Origin of the sequence: Edaphobacter aggregans DSM 19364 (genome assembly GCF_000745965.1) — a bacterium.
Lineage (GTDB): Bacteria > Acidobacteriota > Terriglobia > Terriglobales > Acidobacteriaceae > Edaphobacter > Edaphobacter aggregans.
On the sequence record NZ_JQKI01000005.1, the window covers coordinates 155194 to 175205 of the forward strand.

Below are 20012 nucleotides of genomic sequence, written 5' to 3' on the forward strand. Positions count from 1 at the left end.
GTGAGGGGCCGGACGCTGTTGCGCTGCGACGTCGGTTGCCAGCGGCGGACAGATTGTTGATCAGGCCCCGAGTTGCTCAGCGAGACGGAGCTGCTGGTCGAAGGCAGCCGTCGCCTTTGTGGTTGCAGACTCGGCGGTCTCGTTGAGGTCGTGGGCGATCTCGAGGATGCCGGGGACCTCGGCGGGGAGCGACGCGGTGAGCCGGGAGATGCTGGCCCAGTCGATGGAGCCGGAGCCGGGCCAGAGGTGCTCGTCGCGGAGTCCGTAGTTGTCGTGCAGGTGCAGCTCGCGGATGCGCGGCTTGAGCAGCTCGAAGGCGTGTTCGAGGCCGGTGTCGCTCAGGTACGCGTGGCCGACGTCGAGGGTGACGCCGACGTTGTCGAAGTGGCCGACGTTGAGGATCTCGAGTATGTGCTCGGGCGTGGTGACTTCGTTCTGAAGGTTTTCAATGAGCACCTTGACGCCGAGCGGGTGGGCGAAGGCCTTAATGTGCTCGATGGCGGTGAGGGAGTTCTCGATGGCGCGCGTGTCCCAAGGGTCGTCCTTGAGGCCGAGGTGCAGGGTGATGGCGGAGATGGGGATCATCTCGGCGGCCTCGAGCGCGCGCTTGACCTCGTCCATGGCGTCGATGCGGAGGCTCTTGTCGGGTGAGATGAGCGAGAGGGTGGCGGGGACGTGGCGCGACCAACGCTCGGACAGCTCCGGGGTGAAGATGGGCTGGTGCAGCGTGGCGGCGGTTCCGCTGTCGCGGAACCAGGCGGCGATCTCGCGGACGACGGCGCGGTCGGTATAGTCGAAGTGATGGCGCGCGGCGAAGAGCTCGATGGTTCCGGCGCCGGATCGCTGAAGAGCGTCGAGCAGGCCGGAGTGGAGTCGCTGGGAGAGGAAGATGTGGGTGGAGATTCCGGGCTGCATGGTGCTTTCAAAAATACAACAGCCGGGGCTGTTAAGGCTTCTTTCTCCGATGTACTTGAGTCGTCGAGCGTATAGGATGTGGCCGTGACCTTGAAGGGCAATGAGATGCGGCGAATCTCCGCAGCGGCGGCGATTGGGATTCTGGGAGCGACGCTGTGGGCGCAAGGCGGAGCCGTTCAGGCGCCTCATCCCAGTGCTGCGTTGCCGACCCAGCACCAGGTGGATGCGCTGGAGAAGAAGCTTGCCGACTGGGCACAGCTTGGCTACTACCGCGAAGCAAACGCCGCGGTGCCGGAACCTGCGGCGGGTGAGGAGCGTGTGGTCTTCTACGGCGCTTCGATCGTCGAGTTCTGGAAGACCCGCGGAGCGTTCTTCCCGGGCAAGCCTTACATCGACCGCGGCATCAGGGGGCAGACGACGGCGCAGATGCTGGTCCGCTTCCGGCAGGATGTGATCGACCTGCATCCGAAGGCAGTGGTGATTCTGGGGGGAACGAACGATGTCGCGGGCAACATGGGACCGATGACTCCTGAGATGACCGAGGGAAACTGGCAGTCAATGGCGGAGCTGGCGAAGGCCAATGGGATTGCAGTGATCTTTACGTCGGTGACGCCGTCGACGGACTTTCCCTGGCGGCGAGGCCTGAAGCCGGCTGAGAAGATTCGCGCGCTGAATGCGTGGCTGAAGGATTACTGCGCGAGCCACGGCACGACGTATCTCGACGTGTACACCGTTTTGACTGACGCTGACGGCGGGATGAAGGATGGACTGCACCTGGACGGCGTTCATCCGAACGCCAAGGGATATGCCCTGATGGAGCCGCTGACGCAGGTGGCGATCGATCGGGCACTTGGAAAGGGACAACCGTGAGGAGACGAGGGATGATGATTTTGCGCTCGATGGTACTAGCGACAGTGGCGTGTATGACGGCGACGGGCTTCGCGCAGGCGACGCAGCCACCCGCACCTGCTCCAGCTGCTCCGGCTGCACCTCCAGCAGGGGCTGCGCCTGCACCGGTGGATGCGGCGAAACAGATCGCCACCATGCAGGCGAAGGTAAACGACTGGCCGCAGTTGGGGCGGTATCGCGACGCGGACGCAGCGCTGCCCGCACCAGCAGCGGGAGAAGAGCGCGTGGTCTTCTTTGGCGACTCGATTACGGATGCGTGGGCGAATAAGCCGGAGCAGTTCTTTCCGGGCAAGCCGTATGTGGGGCGCGGAATCTCGGGGCAGACGACTCCGCAGATGCTGGTGCGTTTTCAGCAGGACGTGGTGCATCTGAAGCCTGCGGTGGTGGTGATTCTGGCAGGCACGAACGACATCGCCGGCAACACGGGGCCCTCGACGCCGGAGATGATCGAGGACAACTTTCTGTCGATGCTGGAGATTGCGCAGGCGAACAACATCAGGGTGGTGGTGTCGTCGATTCTTCCGGCGGACCACTACAGCTGGAGGCCAGGGGCGCAGCCGGCGGAGCAGATTCGCGCGATGAACGCGCGCCTGAGGGCGATGTGCGAGCGCGAGCACCTGGTGTATCTGGACTACTACTCGGCGATGGCGAACGCGAAGGGCGGACTTGATCCGGAGCTTGCTGGGGATGGAGTGCATCCGACGGCGAAGGGCTATGCGGTGATGGCTCCGTTGGCCGAGAAGGCGATCGCAGAGGCGCTGGCGAAGTAGACGCTAGCGGCACGGCACCTCGCGGTATGCAAATGAGAGTTTGATTCTGCGGCGTTGGATGAGGTGTAGAGTAGTGGCGACGTAATCGATGCCGCAGGAGGCCGCAATGTCCGAGAATGCACCGATAAAGCTGGTTCCACCTTTCACACGCGAGACGGCGGTGAAGAAGGTTCGACTGGCGGAGGACGGGTGGAATACGCGCGATCCGCAGCGTGTCTCGCTGGCGTATACGGTGGACAGCCGATGGAGGAACCGCTCGGAGTTTGTGAACGGGCGTGAGGAGATCGTCGCCTTCCTGACGCGCAAGTGGGCACGCGAGCTGGAATACAGGCTGATCAAGGAGCTGTGGGCGTTCGATGGCGCAAGAATCGCAGTGCGGTTTGCGTATGAGTGCCACGACGACCATGGCCAGTGGTGGCGCAGCTACGGCAATGAGAACTGGGAGTTCGACGAGAATGGGTTGATGAAGGCACGGCATGCGAGTATCAATGATCTTGCGATCAACGAGTCGGACCGCCTGTATCACTGGCCGATCGGGCGAAGACCGGATGATCATCCGGGACTGAGCGATCTGGGATTGTAGTGCTGCACTGCGGTCTTTGGGGAGTTGTCTCGTGGAAGTGAATCGTTGCTAAGACGACACGCGAGGGGAGAACGGGATGCCGTACCTGACGGTGGGGCGAGATGCGGGCAACATCGACATCTATTTTGAGGACCACGGAGTAGGAAAACCGGTTGTTCTGATTCACGGCTTTCCGCTGAGCGGGCGCGAGTGGGAGAAGCAGATTCCGCCGCTGGTGGAGACCGGGCATCGCGTGGTGGTGTATGACCGGCGCGGGTTTGGGCGATCCTCTCAGACGATTACCGGCTATGACTTCGACACGTTTGCCGAGGACCTGCGCAAGCTGATCAAGCACCTCGATCTGCGGGAGGTGGCCTTGGTGGGAAACTCGATGGGCGCAGGCGAGGTGGCGCGCTATATCGGGCGTTACGGCTCGATGAACATCGACCGCGTCGTCTTTATCGGGGGAGTGCAGCCGTATCTGATGAAGTCGGACGAGAACCCTGCGGGACTCGACCTGAACGTGCGCACGATGCTGGAGACGGCAGTGAAGAAGGACCGGCTCACATTTCTCACCACGTTTTTGGAGAACATGTACAACGCCGGTGCCCTGCTGGGCACGCGACTGACCGAGGAAGACCTTCATTACGCGTGGCAGATTGCGTCGATGGCCTCGCCCATCGGGACGCTGAAGTGCATCTGCACGTGGTGGTCGGACTTTCGCCCAGATGTCGCCAAGATCAATGTGCCGGCCCTGATCGTTCATGGAGGCGCGGACAGAAGTGTGCCGCTGGAAGGAACGTCGCAGCGGCTGCAGCAGGCGATTCGCGGAAGCCGACTGGTGGTGATCGAAGACGCGCCGCATGGTCTGGTGACGACGCATGCCGACAAGCTGAATCCGCTGCTGGTGGACTTCCTGAGGTAGCCGGTGATGATCCCAGGTCTCAGAAGCGAGACCTGGGGCACCCGCATTGCATGTCCTGCCGTGACTGCTGCTGCTACTGGACGGCGTTGACGAGGTCGTGCAACGGGTCGAGGAAGGTGAAGCGGACCAGCACTTGGGGCTTGCGCGCTTCCTCGATCTCGGCCAGCTTTGCTTGTTTCCATCCTGCGGGGGCCTTCTTCGCGCCGGAGAGGTAGTCGAGCGCCTGCTGGCCTGTGCGTGCGAGGCCGGCGAGCTGCTGGGCTCGCGGGCGCGCCTCCGCGAGCAGGGGCGAACGGTTCATCTGCGCCTCCACTGCAGGCACGCAGTCGGCCCAAGCCTGAAAGATGCTCTTCAGCTGCGGGCGTGCGGCGGTGTTGGTCTTGGGAGACTTCAGCAGGTCGCGTACAAGCATGGCGACCTGGTGGCGCGAGGGCGGGTCGGGGCGGATCGCATCGACCAGGTTGTCGAGCGGCGTGAGCTGGTCGGTGTGCTGTCCGCGATAGCGCTCGCCGAAGGGGACCGGCTGCAGCGCTGACGAGAAGGTGCGCAGGGCGCTGATTTCTTCAGTGCCCGCAAGCTCGCGCAGCGCGGCGCCCTCATGCGTGATTTGCGTGAGGCCGAGTGCCTCAATGCGCAGCGATTCCACGGCCAAGCGGCGATACATGTCGTCGACGTCGGTCACTGACTCAGGCGACCAGAAACGCTCCGCGACGGCGGCCGTGCGCGGCCAGATGCGCGAGTCGATGGAGAGCTGATTGACGTGCTCTCCCCACATGCAGACCTCGCCGCCAAGCACGAGCTGGCGTTGCGCCGGAGTGAGATTGGCGCTGGCGGGAAGCGGGTCGGCGAGGTAATGCTCCTCGGCGGACTTCATGCCGTCGAGGTAGTAGGGCTGGGAAAGGATGCCCTGGTAGCCGCGTTGCGCGGCGTCGTACAGCGACTGCGCGCCACGCCAGGAGTGGATGATAGCGTCGGTGGGCAGCGCGGGGTTCAGGATCTCGTCCCAGCCGACCATGTGCTTGCCGTGCTTCTTCGCCAGTTCCAGCACGCGCTGCGAGAAGTAGGTCTGCAGCTCTTCGGTGGTCTTGAAGTTGTGCTCGTGCATGAACTCAACGACGTGCGGGCTGTTCTTCCACTGCGTGCCGGGTGTCTCATCGCCTCCGAGGTGGAGATAGGGGTCGGGGAAGATGGTCGCCATCTCTCCGAAGAAGGCGTCGAGGAGCTGATAGGTGCTCTCCTTGGTGGGGTCCATCGCGACCTCTTCGACGCCGAACTCGCGGCGGATGGTGTAGGGGCCGGGGTCGCTCGAGAGCTCGGGGTGGCCCACCAGCCACGCGCGGGTATGGCCGGGCATGTCGAACTCAGGCACGACGCGAATGCCGCGGGCGCGCGCATAGGCGACGATCTCGCGCGCCTGATCCTGCGTGTAGTAGAGGCCGTCGGAGCCCTCGCCTGCGAGCTTCGGGAAGAGCTTGCTCTCGATGCGGAAGCCCTGGTCTTCGGTGAGGTGCCAGTGGAAGACGTTGAGCTTCACGGCGGCCATGGCGTCGAGGTTGCGCTTGATGACGTCGACCGGCTCGAAGTGGCGGCCCACGTCGATCATCAGCCCGCGCCATCGGAAGCGAGGCGAGTCGTCGATGCTGACGGCTGGGACGAAGAAGGTGTGGCCGTCGGTCTGGACAAGCTGCAGCAGCGTGGTGAGGCCGCGCATGGCTCCTACGACGGTGGCGGCGTGGATGGTGACCTTCGACGGCGTCGCGGTGAGCGTGTAGGACTCGTTCTCGTCGAGCGACTGGATCGCCTCGCCTGCGCCGTCGACGTCGATGACCAGTGTGGAGTCGCCGCTGGTGGAGATGCTGCGCTGGCGATGCACGCCGGTCTTGCGCTCGATCTGCTCGAGTGTGCGTGCTATAGCGTCGTCGAGGCGCTGATCGTGGAAGCGCGGCACGCCGACCGTGATGGAGTCGGTCCACGGCAGCGAGCCGGCGGCCGTGGTCAGGTGCGCGGGCTGCGGCATCAGCGTGTTGACGAAGGCAGCTTGTGCGTGGAGTGGGAGCGTAGAGGATGTCAAAGCTGCCATGGCGAGGATGCCTGCCGCTGCGAGGGTCTTCACGAAGTGGTCTCTCCGGTTGCTTGAAGTCGTCTAGAGAACTATACGGTCTGCGGGCCGCCGCGTGGCAGAAAAGAGGCTACGGGTGTGCCGCGGTTCTCTGCCAGAGGGTATCGCCATCGGGGAAGGTGCGTACACGGACATACGACCTATGGAGATAGTCGCGAATGGGCGCGATGCCGTCATTACAGGGACGGCCGGGATCGCACTTGGAGTCGAGGTGCTCTGTCCAGAGGATGAACGGAACGCGCGCTGCCCTCAGCTGCTGGACAGCTTGTTCGGCATCCTGCGGGCGAGCGGCGTAGGCGGTGTTCAGGTAAAGAGGATTCCGCAGCTGCAGAGGGAGATACATTCCAGGCCAGCCTGCCTGGAAGAAGAACTCTCCCGGGGTAGTGTGCTGCATGATCCATTGGAGCTTCTCGTAGGCCTGCGGGGCGAGGGCGGTTGCACCGCCGGGGAGGCTGGCTCTCAGTGACTGGCTGCGGTGAGTGATGATGCTCTGACGGACAGCGAGACCGATGACTGCGATCCAGATGAAAGCGAAGACATAGCGACGAAGTTTTGTTGCTTGATCGAGCGTGACGATCAGCAGAACGATGCCAGGAAGAGATACAGCATAGAGTCGCAGCCAGTTCAGGCTCAGAGACACTTCGGCAAGGAAGGAGAGACCGACCATGGCTAAGAGCGCGGTTCGGTCCCACGGGAATGAGGAGTTGAACTGTTCCCGCAGACATCGCCAAAGCGTTAGAAGATAGACGGCCGGAAGCGAGATGTAGACCGCGAGATAGGGAGTCAGGGCAGGGAGTGTCTGCCAGGAGAGAGGCTTGGGCAAGCCCAGTAAGGAGCCTTGCGAGAGATTGACGACATACGTCGTGACATAGGTGACCTGAAAGTACCCGATCTGCCTCAGCCCTACTGTGGCGATAAGGTGTGCATTAAGCACAAGGAGTGCAAACACGAAGCTGAAGAGAAGCCCCGCTTCGTTCCGAAGCAGGTCAGTCCAGGAACTCTTCAGGTGCGACCTTCTCCAGAGAAGGAACACGGCGAAGGCGAACAACCCTGCGGCTCCGTGAGTCTGGTTGAAAAACGAGGCCAGGCCCAGGATGGCTCCCGAAAGTACCGCGGTGCGCAGGTTCAATCTGGTGAAGCTGACTCTTACAGCACCCATGACTGCGAGGACGCTGAACCAGTGGTGTGTGGCGTTCAGTGCTTTGCCATAGACGAGTATGAGAAACAGAGCCGTGGCGAGAAGAGCAGAGTTACGACGCATGAGGCCGATGGCGAGCGAAAAGCATATCCAGCAGAAGGCGACGCCGAGGGCCAGAACTGCGGCGTTCGCGACCCAGATGCGAAACCCGAAGAGTTTGAAGAGGGAAAAGTAGAAGAGATCAGTGCCTGGAGGAGTGAACTCAAGAAAGTCCTGGTAGATGCGCTGGCCATACAGCATGTGCTGGGCATCCAGCCAGAAGTAGACCTGGTCACCACCGAGCAGGTAAGGCGTACACGGCAGCGCAAAAAGATTGAGATATAGATAGGCCGCCGCGCCGAGCAACACGAGCATCGTTGCACGGGTCTCTGTTGGAGCGGTGCGCAGTTTCGTTTCAGCGACTGGAAGCTGTTGTGGCATCGGGGACAAGTACCAGACCAGCTTAGGCTAGCCCGCATGGAGGAGTCCAGACTTTTGCACTAGATCATCGCGATCTTGCCGGTGCCGAGGTCGTAGACTGCGCCGACGACCTTGATCTTGCCTGAGGCTACGGCAGGAGCGACGACGGGGCCGAGGCCGTTGAGGCGGTCGACTCCTCGGCGGACGTTCGCGCGAATGGCGTTCTCAAGCTGGTCGCCAGGCAGATGCTCGCTTGCGGTGACGGCGGGTTTGATGGCGTTGACGAGGTCGTTGATTGCGCCAGGAAGAGCGTCGTTGTCGTGCAGGTGCTGGATCGCGGCCTTGATGGCCCCGCACTGGGAGTGGCCGAGGATCATGATGAGCGAGACGCCGAGTTCGGCGACGGCGTATTCAACGGAACCTTTCACCGATGGTCCTGCTCCATCGACGTAGTTGCCGGCGACGCGCACGACGAAGAGCTCGCCGATGCCGAGGTCGAAGAGAATCTCAGGCGTGACGCGCGAGTCGGCGCAGGCAACGATGCAGGCGACGGGACTCTGTCCGGCGGCCAGGGGTTTGAAGTCCGCGGGGGTGCGGCGCGGATGCGTCGATGCGCCGGTGGCGAATCGGTAGTTGCCCGCGAGCATCAGTTTCAAGACCTCGTCAGGCGGCGGAGCGGGTGTGGCGCGGGGCGCGGCGAAGACTGTCGCATCTGCGAGCGTGGAAGAGGCAAGGGCGGCGCTGCCGGCGAGGAGAAAGCTGCGGCGACTGGTGCTCTGCATGACGAGAACCTCCCGTCAGTCAAGTGCAGTGCTTTTGCGTTACCGGGCCATCATATGCCGGTTGCTGCGCGGTGTCGTTTCAGAATCCGACAAACTTTGCCGCGATGCTTCATCCATTCGGCAGCGGGGCTAGTACCCCGCCGCCTTGCCGTAGCTGCGTCGCGAATCGTGTCCGCTCATCAGCTCGCCGGTCTTTGGGTCGACGGCGATCAGCTCGCTGTCGCCCCAGAGGCCGGGGCTCTTGTCGTCGGCTGCCTGGTTGCGGTTGGTGGTGTAGCCCATCGCCTTCATCTGGCTGACGACGTCGTCGGGAAACTTCTTCTCGAAGTCGAGACGGTCGGGAAGGTATTGGTGGTGGAAGCGCGGGGCGTCGGCGACGGCCTGAATGTTGAGGCCGTTGTCGATGGCGCTGATGATGTCGTTGGCGACGGTGGTGATGATGGTGGAGCCGCCCGGGGTTCCCATCACGTAGGCGAGCCTGGGGCGATGGAAGAGGCTGGCGTGCGTGGTGATGATGGTCGGCGTCATCGCGGAGAGCGGGCGCTTGCCGGGGCCGATGGAGTTGGCGGCACTCTGCATGAGGCCGTAGACGTTGGGCACGCCGACCTTCGAGGTGAAGTCGTCCATCTCGTTGTTCATCAGGAAGCCGAGGCCCTCGATGGTGACTCCGGAGCCGAAGCCGCCGTTGAGCGTGGTGGTGCTGGCGACTGCGTTGCCCTCGGCGTCGACGATGGAGAAGTGCGTCGTCTCGGTGGACTCTTTTGCCGGCGACACGCTCGGCGGCGGCGGAAGGAAGCCGGCGGGGCGGATCAGGTCCTTGCTCGGGGTCGGCTTGTTGGGGTCGATCGAGGCGCGCCAAGCGGCGGCGTACTTCGGGTCTGCCATCTGCTTCAGTGGAAGCTGGTTGAAGTCGGGGTCGCCGAGGTAGTCGCCGCGGTCCATGTAGGCGCGGCGGAAGGCCTCGGTGATGATGTGGACCTGCGCGGCGGAGCGGTCTTTCGATTCCGAGCCTCCGGGTCCGAGCTTCGTGAGGTTGAAGCCGGAGAGGATGTTGAGGATCTCGACCAGCACGATGCCTCCGGAGGACGGGGGCGGCGCGGTGATGAGGTCGTAGCCGCGATAGCGTCCGCGGATGGGCTCGCGTTCTTTGACTTCGTAGGCGGCGAGGTCTTCGGCGGTGATGATGCCGCCGTTGGCCTTCTCGTAGTCGGCGATCTGCTTCGCCATCGCTCCCTTGTAGAACTCGTCGGGGTCTTTGGCGATGCGCTTGAGCGTCTCGGCGAGTTCGGGCTGCTTGAAGGTCTCGCCTTCCTTGTAGAAGTTGCCATCACGCTGAAAGATCTTCTCCGACGCTGGGAAGCGGGCGACGTTTTTACTTTGCAGGCCGGTGGCCTCGGGGGCCGAGAGGACGAAGCCCTCGGTGGCGAGGCGGATGGCGGGGGCCATATCCTGCGCCAGGGTCAGCTTGCCGAAGTGCTTCTGGGCATAGGCCATGCCGGCGACCGAGCCGGGGACTCCGCTGGCCTTGTAGCCGACGAGCGACATGTCGGGGATGACGTTGCCCTTGGGGTCGAGGTACATGTCGCGGGTGGCGGCGGCGGGGGCCTTCTCGCGGTAGTCGAGGAAGTGCGCGTTGCCGTGCCGATCGCGGATGAGCATGAAGCCTCCTCCGCCGAGGTTGCCGGCGAAGGGGTAGACGACGGCGAGGGCGAAGTGCACGGCTACGGCGGCGTCCACGGCGTTGCCTCCCGCCTTGAGGATCTCGAGTCCGGCGTCGGTGGCGTTGTGCTCGACGGTGACGACCATGGCGTGCGGTGCGCGGACGGGCTGGACGTTCGGCTGCTGCGCGAGGACCGGGACCGTGACTAGAACGGCGAGGAGTGCAGAGATGCGTGCTGCTGCTGGGCCCAAGGCTTGCTCCGGCTGATTTGGATGGGTGCTGAGGACAGCATAACTTGCCGGACCGGATTTGTCGGACTGGGTCCGCCGCAAGCACCCCTCCCCTCCACTGAATTTGTGCAAAGTATTCATTTATTTGATGTTAGTTTTGTACTTCGGTCGTTCCTCCCGTGCAAGGTATTGATTTTATTGGGGCAGTATTGGATTTACTTTCGTAAAGTCTTCATTTGGAAAGAGAAAGGCCCCGGACGGATCGTCCGGGGCCTTCGGATCGCTTTGTTTGATTGCTGATTTAAGTATATCGAACGGAGGGTAGGAGGGGTAATTGATCGGCAACCCCGGTGCGGATTTGCTTTTTGGGGTAACTTACTTGTTTTGTTATGGTTGAAGCGAATTTGGAGGGTTTGGAGGGGTGGCGGGGGCTTGACAGCGGAGTTTCCCCAGTTTTTCGGGGATCGGGCAGTAAAAAAGAAAGCTGAACGGTTTGGCGGTGGGGACGGTCTTAGTGGATGAGAGCGTGCGAGATGGATGTGACGGCGGAGTGGACAGAGCATGTGCGGACGGGGCGGACGGCGTTGACGGATGGGCGGATAGCCGAGCGCGACGCGGAGTTCGCCGCGCTCGTAGAGCGGAACGCGCGGCGGATGTTTCGCGTGGCCTACAGCCTGCTGCGTAATGCTCACGATGCCGAGGACGCGGTGCAGGAGGCGTTCCTGAAGCTGTACCGGGGAGATGGCTGGCGACGCATGGAGAATGAGGGGGCGTTTCTGGCGCGGACGGTGTGGCGGGTTGCGCTGGACCGGCTGGCGCCGAGGCGGGAGACGGAGGATGCGGCAGAGATCGCGTTTGGTGGAGAGAGTCCAGAGGAGCTGGCAGCAGGAGGAGATGAACGAGAGCTGCTGCGGCTGATGATCGACGGGCTGCCGGAGGATCTGCGCCAGCCTCTGGTGCTGAGCGCGATCGAGGAGATGACTTCGGGCGAGGTGGCGGCGGTGATGGGGATTCCCGAGGGAACGGTACGGACGCGGGTGATGCGGGCCAGGGCGGAGTTGAAGAAGAGGTTCGCGGCGGCTCGGGAGGTGCGGCGATGAGAGAGTTTGATGATCTTCTCGATGAGGTATTGAAGGACCGTGTTGCGGGGAAGCCGCGGGCTGGCATGGAGCAGAGAATTCTGGCCAGGGTTCGCGAGGAAGGCGCGCAAGGCTTCGATTGGCAGCGTATGGGCTGGATTGCCGGAGCGTCGCTGGCGGCATGCCTTGTGGTCGGGGTCGTTGTGGAGCTCAGTCAGCGCAGGATGGACAAAAACGTTGTTCTGCCTCCGCAGGCTGCCTCGATTCCATCCACTCCAGCGCGCACAAATCCCACGGGCGAGATGCCAGTTCCCTCGCCCGTGAAGACCACCTCCGGCAATCGGCACGCGGGGAGGAGAGTTGAGAGCGTGCGTGTGGAGGCGGCCAGGCCCGGGGATTCGCAGGGTCGGGAGGAGCGCCTGCCCAAGCTGGATACGTTTCCTGCGGTCACACAGAAGATCGAGCCGTTGACGGTGTCGCCTCCTGCGGTTGCGCAGGCGATGCAGGAGCTGAAGGCGAAGCAGGAGCAGCCGCTGGTCGTAGCTGCGATTGAGATCAAGCCACTTTAGACAGGAGATGGAGATGAGCGAGAGATACATGAGGCAGGCGATGCGGTGGATGGCGATGGCCGCGATATTGGCGACAGCAGTGCAAGGTCGGGGACAGTCTGCAGGCAAGGGCGCGGAGACACCGTCGCAACTTGCACCCGCTCAGCCGGTCGCTCAGTCGGAGCCAGCGCAGGATGAGAGGGGTTTTCAGCTGACGTTTACTGCGCGAGAGCTGGACGAAAACGGCAAGGTCGTGAATGCCCGGAAGTACGACACCATGACGACCACAGAATCTTCGAAGTGGGGAGGGACCAGCAATATTCGAGCGGGCGCAAGGGTTCCTATATCGACCGGGGCTAACAGCTTCACCTATCTCGATCTTGGGGCGAACTTTGACGTCAGCCGGGTTCGAATTGTGAAAGGCAATCGTCTGGCGATGCAGGTCTCGGCAGAGATTAGCAGCTTCGATGCGACCCGCACGGAAGCAAATCCTACGATCCAGCAGAATCGCTGGGGGGGAGACGTCGAGGTTCCGATTGGAGGACGCAAGGTCATCTTCAGCTCGGACGATCTGTCTTCGAAGAAGACCCTGCAGATCGAGCTTGCGGTGACGCCGGTGGTGGAGAGGTAGCCTTGGGCCCTTTGCAGCGCGATCACACAGACGATGAGACTGTTGACGCTCGAAACAACAAGACCGGTCCACATTTTTTCCGCGCAGAATCGTCGCGACGACGGTGAGAAGACAAGATAGATAGTCCAAATGGAACTTTATGGGAATTTGACGCGAAAAAAATTGCATAGTGTTGAAAAAGTGGACAACCTCCTTGTAGTTGGTACGTCTTATGGAGAACGCCGGCATTGGCGAAAGTGCACGAAGAGCGTTTGCCGGTGTTAGGAGGAAACCGCATGGCAAAAACCCGAACCCACAACCTGCCCTTTTACGAAGTGCTGGTGAAGGGTCGCCAGATCTCCTATCAGATCAGCAACAGTCGTGGTAGCGGACACAGTCCGCCTTATAAGGTTTAGGCCTCTCGGGTGATCCGCGCGAGGGCAGGGACCACGTTAACATAGTCCTCGCATGACGGAGCCAGGGAGGCATCTCGCCAGGCGATTTGCCGGAATGGAAGACCGATCGATGTTCGGTCACCTCGTTCCCCGGTACGCGGCGCGTGATTTCCGCGCCTGAGGTTCAACGTTTGAGAATGCAGTCGCTTTAGCGGAAGAGACCCGTCCCTTGGGCCCAAAAGGGGCGGGTTTTTTCTGTTTGCTCTGTTGGTTTAGTGAATGACGGCTGCGGCTGCCAATCGCGCATGGAACGAGATCAGATGCTCAGTGGTCTGACCTGACCTGCAAGCAAGCCCGGCCTCCAACAAATTACTTTACGTTTTTCTGAAACCCGGCGTATAGTCCGCTTTCAACTGGCATAGCGAGAGGTGCAGCGTTTTTCGTCCCCTCTTCCGGCCCATTCCTCCATTCAGTCAGCGCGCTCCTCTGTTTTGCCCCTAATCTGGCGGGCCCCCTCGGAGAGGAGATAGAAATGCGACTATTGAGAAGATGCTGTGCGCTCACACTTGGCTTTGCGATTCTGCTCGCGGCGGCGTCGGTCGTACGAGCCGACGCGGTAACCGATTGGAATGCGATAGCCATACAGGCAATCGCCAGCTCCCCGTCCCATCCCGGGCCGACCGCCGTCCTTGACAGCGCGATGGTCCCAGGCCGCGGTGTATGACGCCGTCGAGGCGATTAATGGCCGATTCAGGCCGTACCACGTACACATCCAGGGAGCCACCGGCTCGCCGGCGGCAGCCGTCGCGAAGGCCACGCACGATGTTCTAGTAAACCGCTTCCCTTTACTCACTATGTCCCTGGACAAGACCTACCACGACTATCTGGCGGCTCACGGTCTGTCGGAGAGCGATCCCGGCGTGGCTGTGGGCCAACAGGCCGCTGCCGGCATCATCGCCCTGCGAGCCAATGACGGGAGTTTTCCACCGAACCCGCCGCCCTTCACCGGCGGCACCGACCCCGGCGTCTGGCGCCCGACACCTTCTTATCTCCCAGGACCACCGCCATCCAATTCACCGGCCCTGGCGCCGTGGATGGCCACGGTTACACCCTTCACTTTAACCAGTCCCTCACAGTTTCGCGCCGTTCCGCCGCCCTCTCTAAAGAGCAAGCGGTACGCGATTGCTTACAACGAGGTCAAGGCCCTGGGCGCCGCGTCCAACAGCACCCGCACCCAGCGCAGACCGACCTCGGTTTGTTCTGGGCCGCCAACTACCAGGTGCTCTGGAACCGTGTCCTGAGGGACATCGCCGCCGCACATGTTCACAACATGGATGACAGCGCGCGGCTGTTCGCGCTGGTTAACCTGTCGATGGCGGATGCTGGGATCACCGCCTGGGACACAAAGTTCCACTATGTCTCCTGGCGACCCGTCACGGCCATTCAGGAGGGCGACCATGACGGCAATCCGCGGACGGATGGCGACGCGAACTGGCAACCGCTGATCAATAATCCGAATTATCCGGAGTACACCTCCGGGGCCAATAACGTCAGCGGCGCCGCAACCCGTGCCCTCGCCCTCTTCTTTGGGACGGACGAGATGACTTTTTCCGTGACCACGACGAACCCAGCGGCGCTGCAGCAGGTGCGCACGTATAACCGCTTCTCCGATGCCGCCGCGGACGTGGTCGAAGCCCGAATCTATCAGGGAATCCACTTCCGCTTTGCGGACGTGCAGGCGAGGAAGCAGGGTCGCCATGTGGCCAATTGGGTCTTCTTCCACTTCCTGCGCTCGGTCGACGACGACGATTGCGACGAACACGATGATGATGATGACGAGTAGTCATCGGCGCGAGCGGTTTCGTCAGGCGGCTGAGGTCGTGGGCTTCTGAAATATGCCGCGGTTTGAAGACTCTTGCCTTCAGGCTGCTGAGCTTTCTCAGCGCAGCAGTTTGAAGGCGTGGGTCCATTCGTCGCGAAGAAAGCCGGGGATGCACCAGAGCATGCAGAGCGGCTCGATGGCGCGGGCGGCCTCGGGGCCACCCATGTCCGCCGTCTCCCAGCCGAACTGATCAAGGATGCGCGCGACCGAAGCCTTTGCCTGGTCGTCGCGGCCGCAGAGAAACATCGTTGGCTTGCCCTCCTTGAAGCTCGGGTTCACCATGCGGGTATTTCCGACGGAGTTGAATGCCTTGACGAAGTTCGCCTGAGGAAACGCGGTCTGCAGCTTTTCCATCAGCGACTCGTTTGGACCGGTGAAGAACTTCAGGACTCCATTTGAGGGAGGCGCGTCTTCGATCGGGTTCGTCGCATCGATGACCGTTTTTCCCTTTAGGTTTTCTGCGCCGGCTTCGCGGAGAGCTTCTTCTGCCGCTGTGCCTTTGACGGCTAAGACGACAAGTTCTGCGAAGCCGGCGGTATCGGCAAAAGTGCCGGTCAGCCCTGTCGGGTTCGCGTTTTTCCATTCCGCGAGCTTGGCGGGCGTCCTGGTCCCGAGCATCACCTGATGGCCGTGCTTGAGGAATCCGCTGCCGAGAGCTTTGGCTACATCACCTGATCCGATGATTCCGACTTTCATACGCCCACTCCTTCCGCCACAGCATGCGGCGTTGATGCTACGGCCAGCCTCGCGACCTTGTCGGCGCTGGGAGGTTAGATGGCGGCATGGGTAGAATCGAAGGTGCATGTCGACGCGTGTTCGTTCTTATTCAAAGGTCAACCTGGGGTTGGCGATTGGGCCAGTGCGGCCGGATGGCTTTCATGGGCTGACGACGCTGTATCAGACGCTGGAGCTGCATGACCTGGTGACGGTGGAGGCGGCGCGGGCGGCGGAGACGGCGATTACGCTGACGACGAACGATGGGCGTGTTCCGACGGACGGCCGGAATACGTGTTGGAAGATGGTGGAGCGGGCTCTGGCAAGGCTCGGGGTGGCGGCTGAGGTCACGGTCCATATTGATAAGTGGCTGCCGGTGCAGGGTGGGATGGGGGCGGGCTCGGCGAATGCGGCGGCGGCGCTGATTGGGTTGGAGCGGGAGCTTGGCGTCGCGCTGGGTGGGGCAGAGCGGCTGCGGCTGGCGGGTGAGGTGGGGTCGGATGTGCCGTTGTTTCTGCTGGGTGGGTCCGTGTTGGGGCTGGGGCGCGGGGAGCAGGTGGTTCCCTTGCCCGATATGCCCTCTGTTTTCTGTGTGGTGGCGGTTCCGGAGCTGGGGGTTTCGACCCCGCAGGCTTTTCGGGACTGGGACGCTTTACAGCAGGGAGTAGGGGGGAGGGGAGAGGGAGTAGGGGAAGTGCCTGAGGCATCCTGCGAACCCACATCTGGCGGTGAGGCTGCCAGATATGGGGCACCCGGTTTTGTGGCGCCCCCAGAGAATCCCGGTTCATTGACTCAAGCCGGTAAACCCGATAGACTATATGAGTTGAGTCTCGCTTACGCATCGCTGTATGCGGAGCCAGGCACTTCCGGTATCATCCGTGGCTCGAGCCCTGCCGGCGAAACGGCCGACGATCAGGGAGGCTCTGATAAACATCAGGGCGGTCAAGTGGATGATCTGGCGGAGAATACCCTTCTCGCGCTTGTCCGCACCGGGGTTGAAAACGACTTTGAACGGGTCGTCTTTCCTGCTTATCCCTCTCTGCGTGAAATCAAGCGTTTATTGATGGGTACCGGTTCCGAGGCTGCGATGTACGCTGCGCTCTCGGGTTCGGGTTCGGCTCTGTTTGGACTTTACCGGTCCGAGGCGGATGCAAGAGCGGCTCAACGACGCGTTCTGGATGCTCGGATGGACGTTGGGATCAAGGCCCTGATGACGAAGACCTTGCCCCGCGCCGAGTACTGGACGAGAATGTTCGCAGGGTGACCTGGCGTTTCGCGACACGGAGGATTACTGGGCGATCGACTAATGGTAGGTCAAGTGCCTTTGGAGCACTTTGTCTAGGTTCGAATCCTAGTCGCCCAGCCAAAGAGTCGTTCGCCTCGTTCGCCGGCGATGAGTGAGTGAGTTTGGGGTCTATGCGGCAGCAACGTCGCCGCCGAGACAGATGAGTTTGATTCCTGCGGCCCGCAGACAAAAAAGAAGAAACGGGCCGGTGAACAGGAAGCGAGCAGTTGAGAAGAACAGTCTTAGGCAGTTTCAGGGATTCGCAACAAGGATTTTTGAGAAGAACGGAGTCGCAACAAGGCTCCGGCAAGACAAACGCAGCAGGAACTATTCAAGGTCAACCAGCCTCTGGAGGTTTCAACGTGAACGAACAAGACGCGACTGCAGTTCTATCCCCTATTCCGGGTCAGGTTGAGGAGCAGGAACCAATCTCCCAGCCTGAGCCCACGAGCTCCTTGCATGGTCACCCCGTCGAGCAGGCGGGCAAGGCGAGTCCGGAGAAGAAGCGCTCCGGAAAGATTCCAGAGCCAAAGCGCTTCAAGATTTTTTGCGGATCTTCAAACGTCGCTTTGTGCGAGGAGATCTGCAAGTTCGTCGGAGTGCCGATGGGCGAGGCCCGTCTGCAGCGTTTCTCCGACGGAGAGGTTCAGTTTCAGCTGCTCGAGAACGTTCGCGGTGCGGACGTATTCCTCGTGCAGCCGACGTGTTGGCCGGTGGATCAGCATCTCGTGGAGCTGCTGATCATGATGGACGCGCTAAAGCGCGCATCGGCCGGGCGGATTACGGTAGTGATGCCGTACTACGGCTATGCCAGGCAGGACCGCAAGGACCGGCCGCGCGTGGCGATCACGTCGAAGCTGGTTGCCGATCTGCTGACCACGGCCGGTGCGAACCGCGCTCTGCTCGTCGATCTGCACGCAGCGCAGATTCAAGGGTTTTTCAATATCCCGGTGGATCACCTGTTCGCCAGTCCCGTGCTGGTGAGCTACTTCCGGGAGCTGAACCTGCCGGACCTGACGGTGGTGTCACCGGATGCCGGCGGCGTGGAGAGGGCGAGATTTTTCGCCAAGAAGCTGGATTTACCGTTGGCCATCGTGGATAAGCGGCGGACGGACATCAATGTCACCGAGGTGATGAACGTGATCGGCGATGTACGCGGACGGACATGCCTGATCCTCGACGACATTATCGATACGGCCGGAACGCTGGTGAAGACGGCCGATGCGCTGCTGGACCAGGGCGCGAAAGAGGTTTACGCATGCGCGACGCACCCGGTGCTCTCGGGCCCGGCGATTGAGCGCATACGAGAGTCACGGCTGAAGCAGGTGGTCGTGACCAACACCATTCCGCTGCGCGAAGAGGCGCGCGGGCTGGCGAAGATCAAGGTGCTGTCGATCGCAGGGCTTCTGGGCAGGGCGATTGAAAGCATCCACATGGAGACGAGCGTCAGCTCGTTGTTCAACTAGTTGTTAGTGATTAGTTGTTAGTGGTTGGTAGAAGCAAAAAATTTAGCGGCAGCGCCGCGAACGGAGTGGAGAGCAGAAAGGTCGGTCGTGCGTTGGCGTGGTTCTCACTATCCACTAACAACTAATCACTAACCACTGTTCTTCGTGCCCGAAAGGAAGAAGCAAATCATGGCAGCAAAAACCGTCGAAGCAGTCGTCGCCACACCGCGCGAGGGCAAGTTCAACAAGAATGCGGCTCGCCGCGTTCGCGTCGCGGGCAAGATCCCCGCGGTTGTCTACGGCGCAGGCTTGGATTCGGTCGCCGTTACGGTCGATCCGAAGGTGATCACGAAGATTCTGCACTCGGAGTCGGGCCACAACACCATCTTCGATCTCAACATCGAGGGCGGAGCGGCGAGCAAGGCGATGATCGTCGACTGGCAGAATGAGCCGATCAAGGGCAAGCTGCTCCACATCGACCTGAAGCGCATCGCGATGGACAAGGTCATGCGCGTCTCGGTTCCGGTGCAGCTCATCGGCGTTCCCGTGGGCGTGAAGACGCAGGGCGGAATCATCGAACACGTGATGCGCGAGGTCGAGATCGAGTGCCTTCCGGGCGACATTCCGAGCCATATCGACGTGGATGTGACCGGTGTCGAACTGCATGGCGTCGTTCGCATCGCCGATCTTCCTCACTCGGGTTCGATCAAGTTCCTGGGCGATGAGGACGCGACGGTTGCGCACGTGACGATCATCAAGGAAGAGGCTCCGGCTGAGGTTGCCGAGGCTGCTCCGGCTGAGCCTGAGGTCGCCAAGAAGGGCAAGACCGAGACTGAGGCTGCTCCGGCTGCTGAGGCGAAGAAGAAGTAACAGAACAGGGATTAGGGAAGAAGGAGCAGGGAGTAGAACTCCTTCTTCCTTTGTGTTGGAGAACGTGGCGTGAAGCTGATCGTCGGTCTTGGGAATCCTGGAATCGAATATCAGTTCACGCCGCACAACGCCGGGTTTCTGGCAGTGGATCGCATCGCGGAAGATTGCGGTGTGGTGATCACCAATCGGCGTGGCAGGGCTTTGACGGCGAGGGCGAGGTTTGCAGGGCAGGATGTTCTGCTGGCCAAGCCGGAGACGTACATGAACCTGAGCGGGCTTTCGGTGGCCGCGCTGGTTGAGGAACTGGAGATCGAGGACGTCACGAAGGACGTGATCGTTCTCTACGACGAGCTGGCGTTTCCGCTGGGGCAGTTTCGGATTGCACAGCGCGGCTCGGCGAACGGGCACAACGGAGTGAAGTCGGTCTCCGGTGCGCTCGGGACAGAGGAGTGGATCAGGGTCCGAATCGGCGTGGGCAAGCCCGCGCTCGAGGACGGACGAGAGATCAAGGCGGGAGGCAGGGATTATCTGCTGACGCCGATGCGCAAGCAGGAGCTTGCGGTGCTGGATGAGGTGCTCGATCGCGTGAAGGTGGCGGTCGAGACGGTGCTGACCAAGGGGGTCAGTGCCGCGATGAACGAGTTCAACCGTCGCGCAGAGCCGGAACAGGGCGAAGGCGGCGGGAAGTAGAAGGACCAACGCAGTAGATTCCATA

General features: G+C 61.7%; 19 protein-coding genes and 1 tRNA gene. 14 read left to right on the forward strand and 6 right to left on the reverse strand.

Annotated elements, in window-relative coordinates:
• Positions 1-60: 60 nt before the first annotated feature.
• Positions 61-915, reverse strand: a complete 855-nt coding sequence (locus Q363_RS04585; protein ID WP_035348172.1) for a sugar phosphate isomerase/epimerase family protein — start codon at positions 913-915, stop codon at positions 61-63.
• An 84-nt stretch (positions 916-999) separates the two neighbouring features.
• On the opposite strand from Q363_RS04585, the gene Q363_RS04590 reads away from it, so the two are divergent.
• The 4 genes from Q363_RS04590 to Q363_RS04605 all read left to right on the forward strand — a co-directional run bounded on the left by Q363_RS04590 (position 1000) and on the right by Q363_RS04605 (position 4081).
• A complete protein-coding gene (locus tag Q363_RS04590) occupies positions 1000-1785 on the forward strand; it encodes an SGNH/GDSL hydrolase family protein (protein ID WP_245632036.1) in 786 nt (261 codons plus the stop codon).
• Positions 1786-1796: 11 nt separating this feature from the next.
• Positions 1797-2594 (forward strand): SGNH/GDSL hydrolase family protein, encoded by a 798-nt coding sequence (locus tag Q363_RS04595; protein WP_211256116.1) that lies wholly within the window; start codon positions 1797-1799, stop codon positions 2592-2594.
• A gap of 106 nt (positions 2595-2700) precedes the next feature.
• Positions 2701-3177: a nuclear transport factor 2 family protein gene (locus Q363_RS04600; RefSeq protein WP_035348173.1), complete on the forward strand. Its 477-nt coding sequence runs from the start codon at positions 2701-2703 to the stop codon at positions 3175-3177.
• 76 nt (positions 3178-3253) lie between these two features.
• Complete coding sequence (locus tag Q363_RS04605; protein WP_035348174.1) at positions 3254-4081, forward strand: alpha/beta fold hydrolase; 828 nt, start codon at positions 3254-3256, stop codon at positions 4079-4081.
• A 73-nt stretch (positions 4082-4154) separates the two neighbouring features.
• Here the strand turns inward: Q363_RS04605 and Q363_RS04610 are convergent, their stop codons facing one another.
• The 4 genes from Q363_RS04610 to ggt form a co-directional block, all read right to left on the reverse strand.
• On the reverse strand, positions 4155-6194 hold the full coding sequence (locus tag Q363_RS04610; RefSeq protein ID WP_157466532.1) for a beta-N-acetylhexosaminidase: 2040 nt from the start codon (positions 6192-6194) through the stop codon (positions 4155-4157).
• Between the two features lie 76 nt (positions 6195-6270).
• Positions 6271-7752 carry a hypothetical protein gene (locus tag Q363_RS04615; RefSeq protein ID WP_035348176.1) on the reverse strand — a complete coding sequence of 494 codons (1482 nt, stop codon included), beginning with the start codon at positions 7750-7752 and terminating at the stop codon, positions 6271-6273.
• Positions 7753-7877: 125 nt separating this feature from the next.
• A complete protein-coding gene (locus Q363_RS04620; protein ID WP_035348177.1) occupies positions 7878-8579 on the reverse strand; it encodes a carbonic anhydrase in 702 nt (233 codons plus the stop codon).
• A gap of 129 nt (positions 8580-8708) precedes the next feature.
• Positions 8709-10490: a gamma-glutamyltransferase gene (gene ggt / locus Q363_RS04625; RefSeq protein WP_035348179.1), complete on the reverse strand. Its 1782-nt coding sequence runs from the start codon at positions 10488-10490 to the stop codon at positions 8709-8711.
• A gap of 497 nt (positions 10491-10987) precedes the next feature.
• Here ggt and Q363_RS04630 point away from each other — a divergent pair, with 497 nt between their 5' ends.
• The 5 genes from Q363_RS04630 (at position 10988) to Q363_RS35700 (ending at position 14944) form a co-directional block, all read left to right on the forward strand.
• Entirely contained in the window at positions 10988-11569 is a 582-nt protein-coding gene (locus Q363_RS04630; RefSeq protein WP_245632037.1) for an RNA polymerase sigma factor, read from the forward strand.
• A complete protein-coding gene (locus tag Q363_RS04635) occupies positions 11566-12117 on the forward strand; it encodes a hypothetical protein (RefSeq protein ID WP_035348180.1) in 552 nt (183 codons plus the stop codon). Before Q363_RS04630 ends, Q363_RS04635 begins: the two co-directional genes overlap by 4 nt.
• A 13-nt stretch (positions 12118-12130) precedes the next feature.
• Positions 12131-12727, forward strand: coding sequence for a hypothetical protein (locus Q363_RS04640; RefSeq protein ID WP_157466533.1), 597 nt, complete (start codon positions 12131-12133; stop codon positions 12725-12727).
• Positions 12728-13790: 1063 nt separating this feature from the next.
• Positions 13791-14402, forward strand: a complete 612-nt coding sequence (locus Q363_RS40150; protein WP_157466534.1) for a phosphatase PAP2 family protein — start codon at positions 13791-13793, stop codon at positions 14400-14402.
• The gene (locus Q363_RS35700) at positions 14357-14944 is read left to right on the forward strand and encodes a vanadium-dependent haloperoxidase (protein WP_051978367.1); all 588 of its coding nucleotides are present in this window, start codon (positions 14357-14359) and stop codon (positions 14942-14944) included. The genes Q363_RS40150 and Q363_RS35700 overlap by 46 nt, the downstream gene beginning before the upstream one ends.
• Positions 14945-15040: 96 nt before the next feature.
• Here Q363_RS35700 and Q363_RS04650 read toward each other — a convergent pair whose 3' ends face one another.
• Positions 15041-15679: an NADPH-dependent F420 reductase gene (locus Q363_RS04650; RefSeq protein WP_035348183.1), complete on the reverse strand. Its 639-nt coding sequence runs from the start codon at positions 15677-15679 to the stop codon at positions 15041-15043.
• A 106-nt stretch (positions 15680-15785) separates the two neighbouring features.
• Here Q363_RS04650 and Q363_RS04655 point away from each other — a divergent pair, with 106 nt between their 5' ends.
• The 5 genes from Q363_RS04655 (at position 15786) to pth (ending at position 19987) form a co-directional block, all read left to right on the forward strand.
• Positions 15786-16961, forward strand: a complete 1176-nt coding sequence (locus Q363_RS04655; RefSeq protein ID WP_035348185.1) for a 4-(cytidine 5'-diphospho)-2-C-methyl-D-erythritol kinase — start codon at positions 15786-15788, stop codon at positions 16959-16961.
• A 28-nt stretch (positions 16962-16989) separates the two neighbouring features.
• Positions 16990-17063: transfer RNA gene (locus Q363_RS04660), tRNA-Gln, on the forward strand.
• A 347-nt stretch (positions 17064-17410) separates the two neighbouring features.
• The gene (locus Q363_RS04665; RefSeq protein WP_483782884.1) at positions 17411-18448 is read left to right on the forward strand and encodes a ribose-phosphate diphosphokinase; all 1038 of its coding nucleotides are present in this window, start codon (positions 17411-17413) and stop codon (positions 18446-18448) included.
• A gap of 168 nt (positions 18449-18616) precedes the next feature.
• A complete protein-coding gene (locus tag Q363_RS04670; protein WP_035348188.1) occupies positions 18617-19297 on the forward strand; it encodes a 50S ribosomal protein L25 in 681 nt (226 codons plus the stop codon).
• 69 nt (positions 19298-19366) lie between these two features.
• A complete protein-coding gene (gene pth / locus Q363_RS04675) occupies positions 19367-19987 on the forward strand; it encodes an aminoacyl-tRNA hydrolase (protein WP_035348190.1) in 621 nt (206 codons plus the stop codon).
• The last annotated feature ends 25 nt before the right edge of the window (positions 19988-20012 follow it).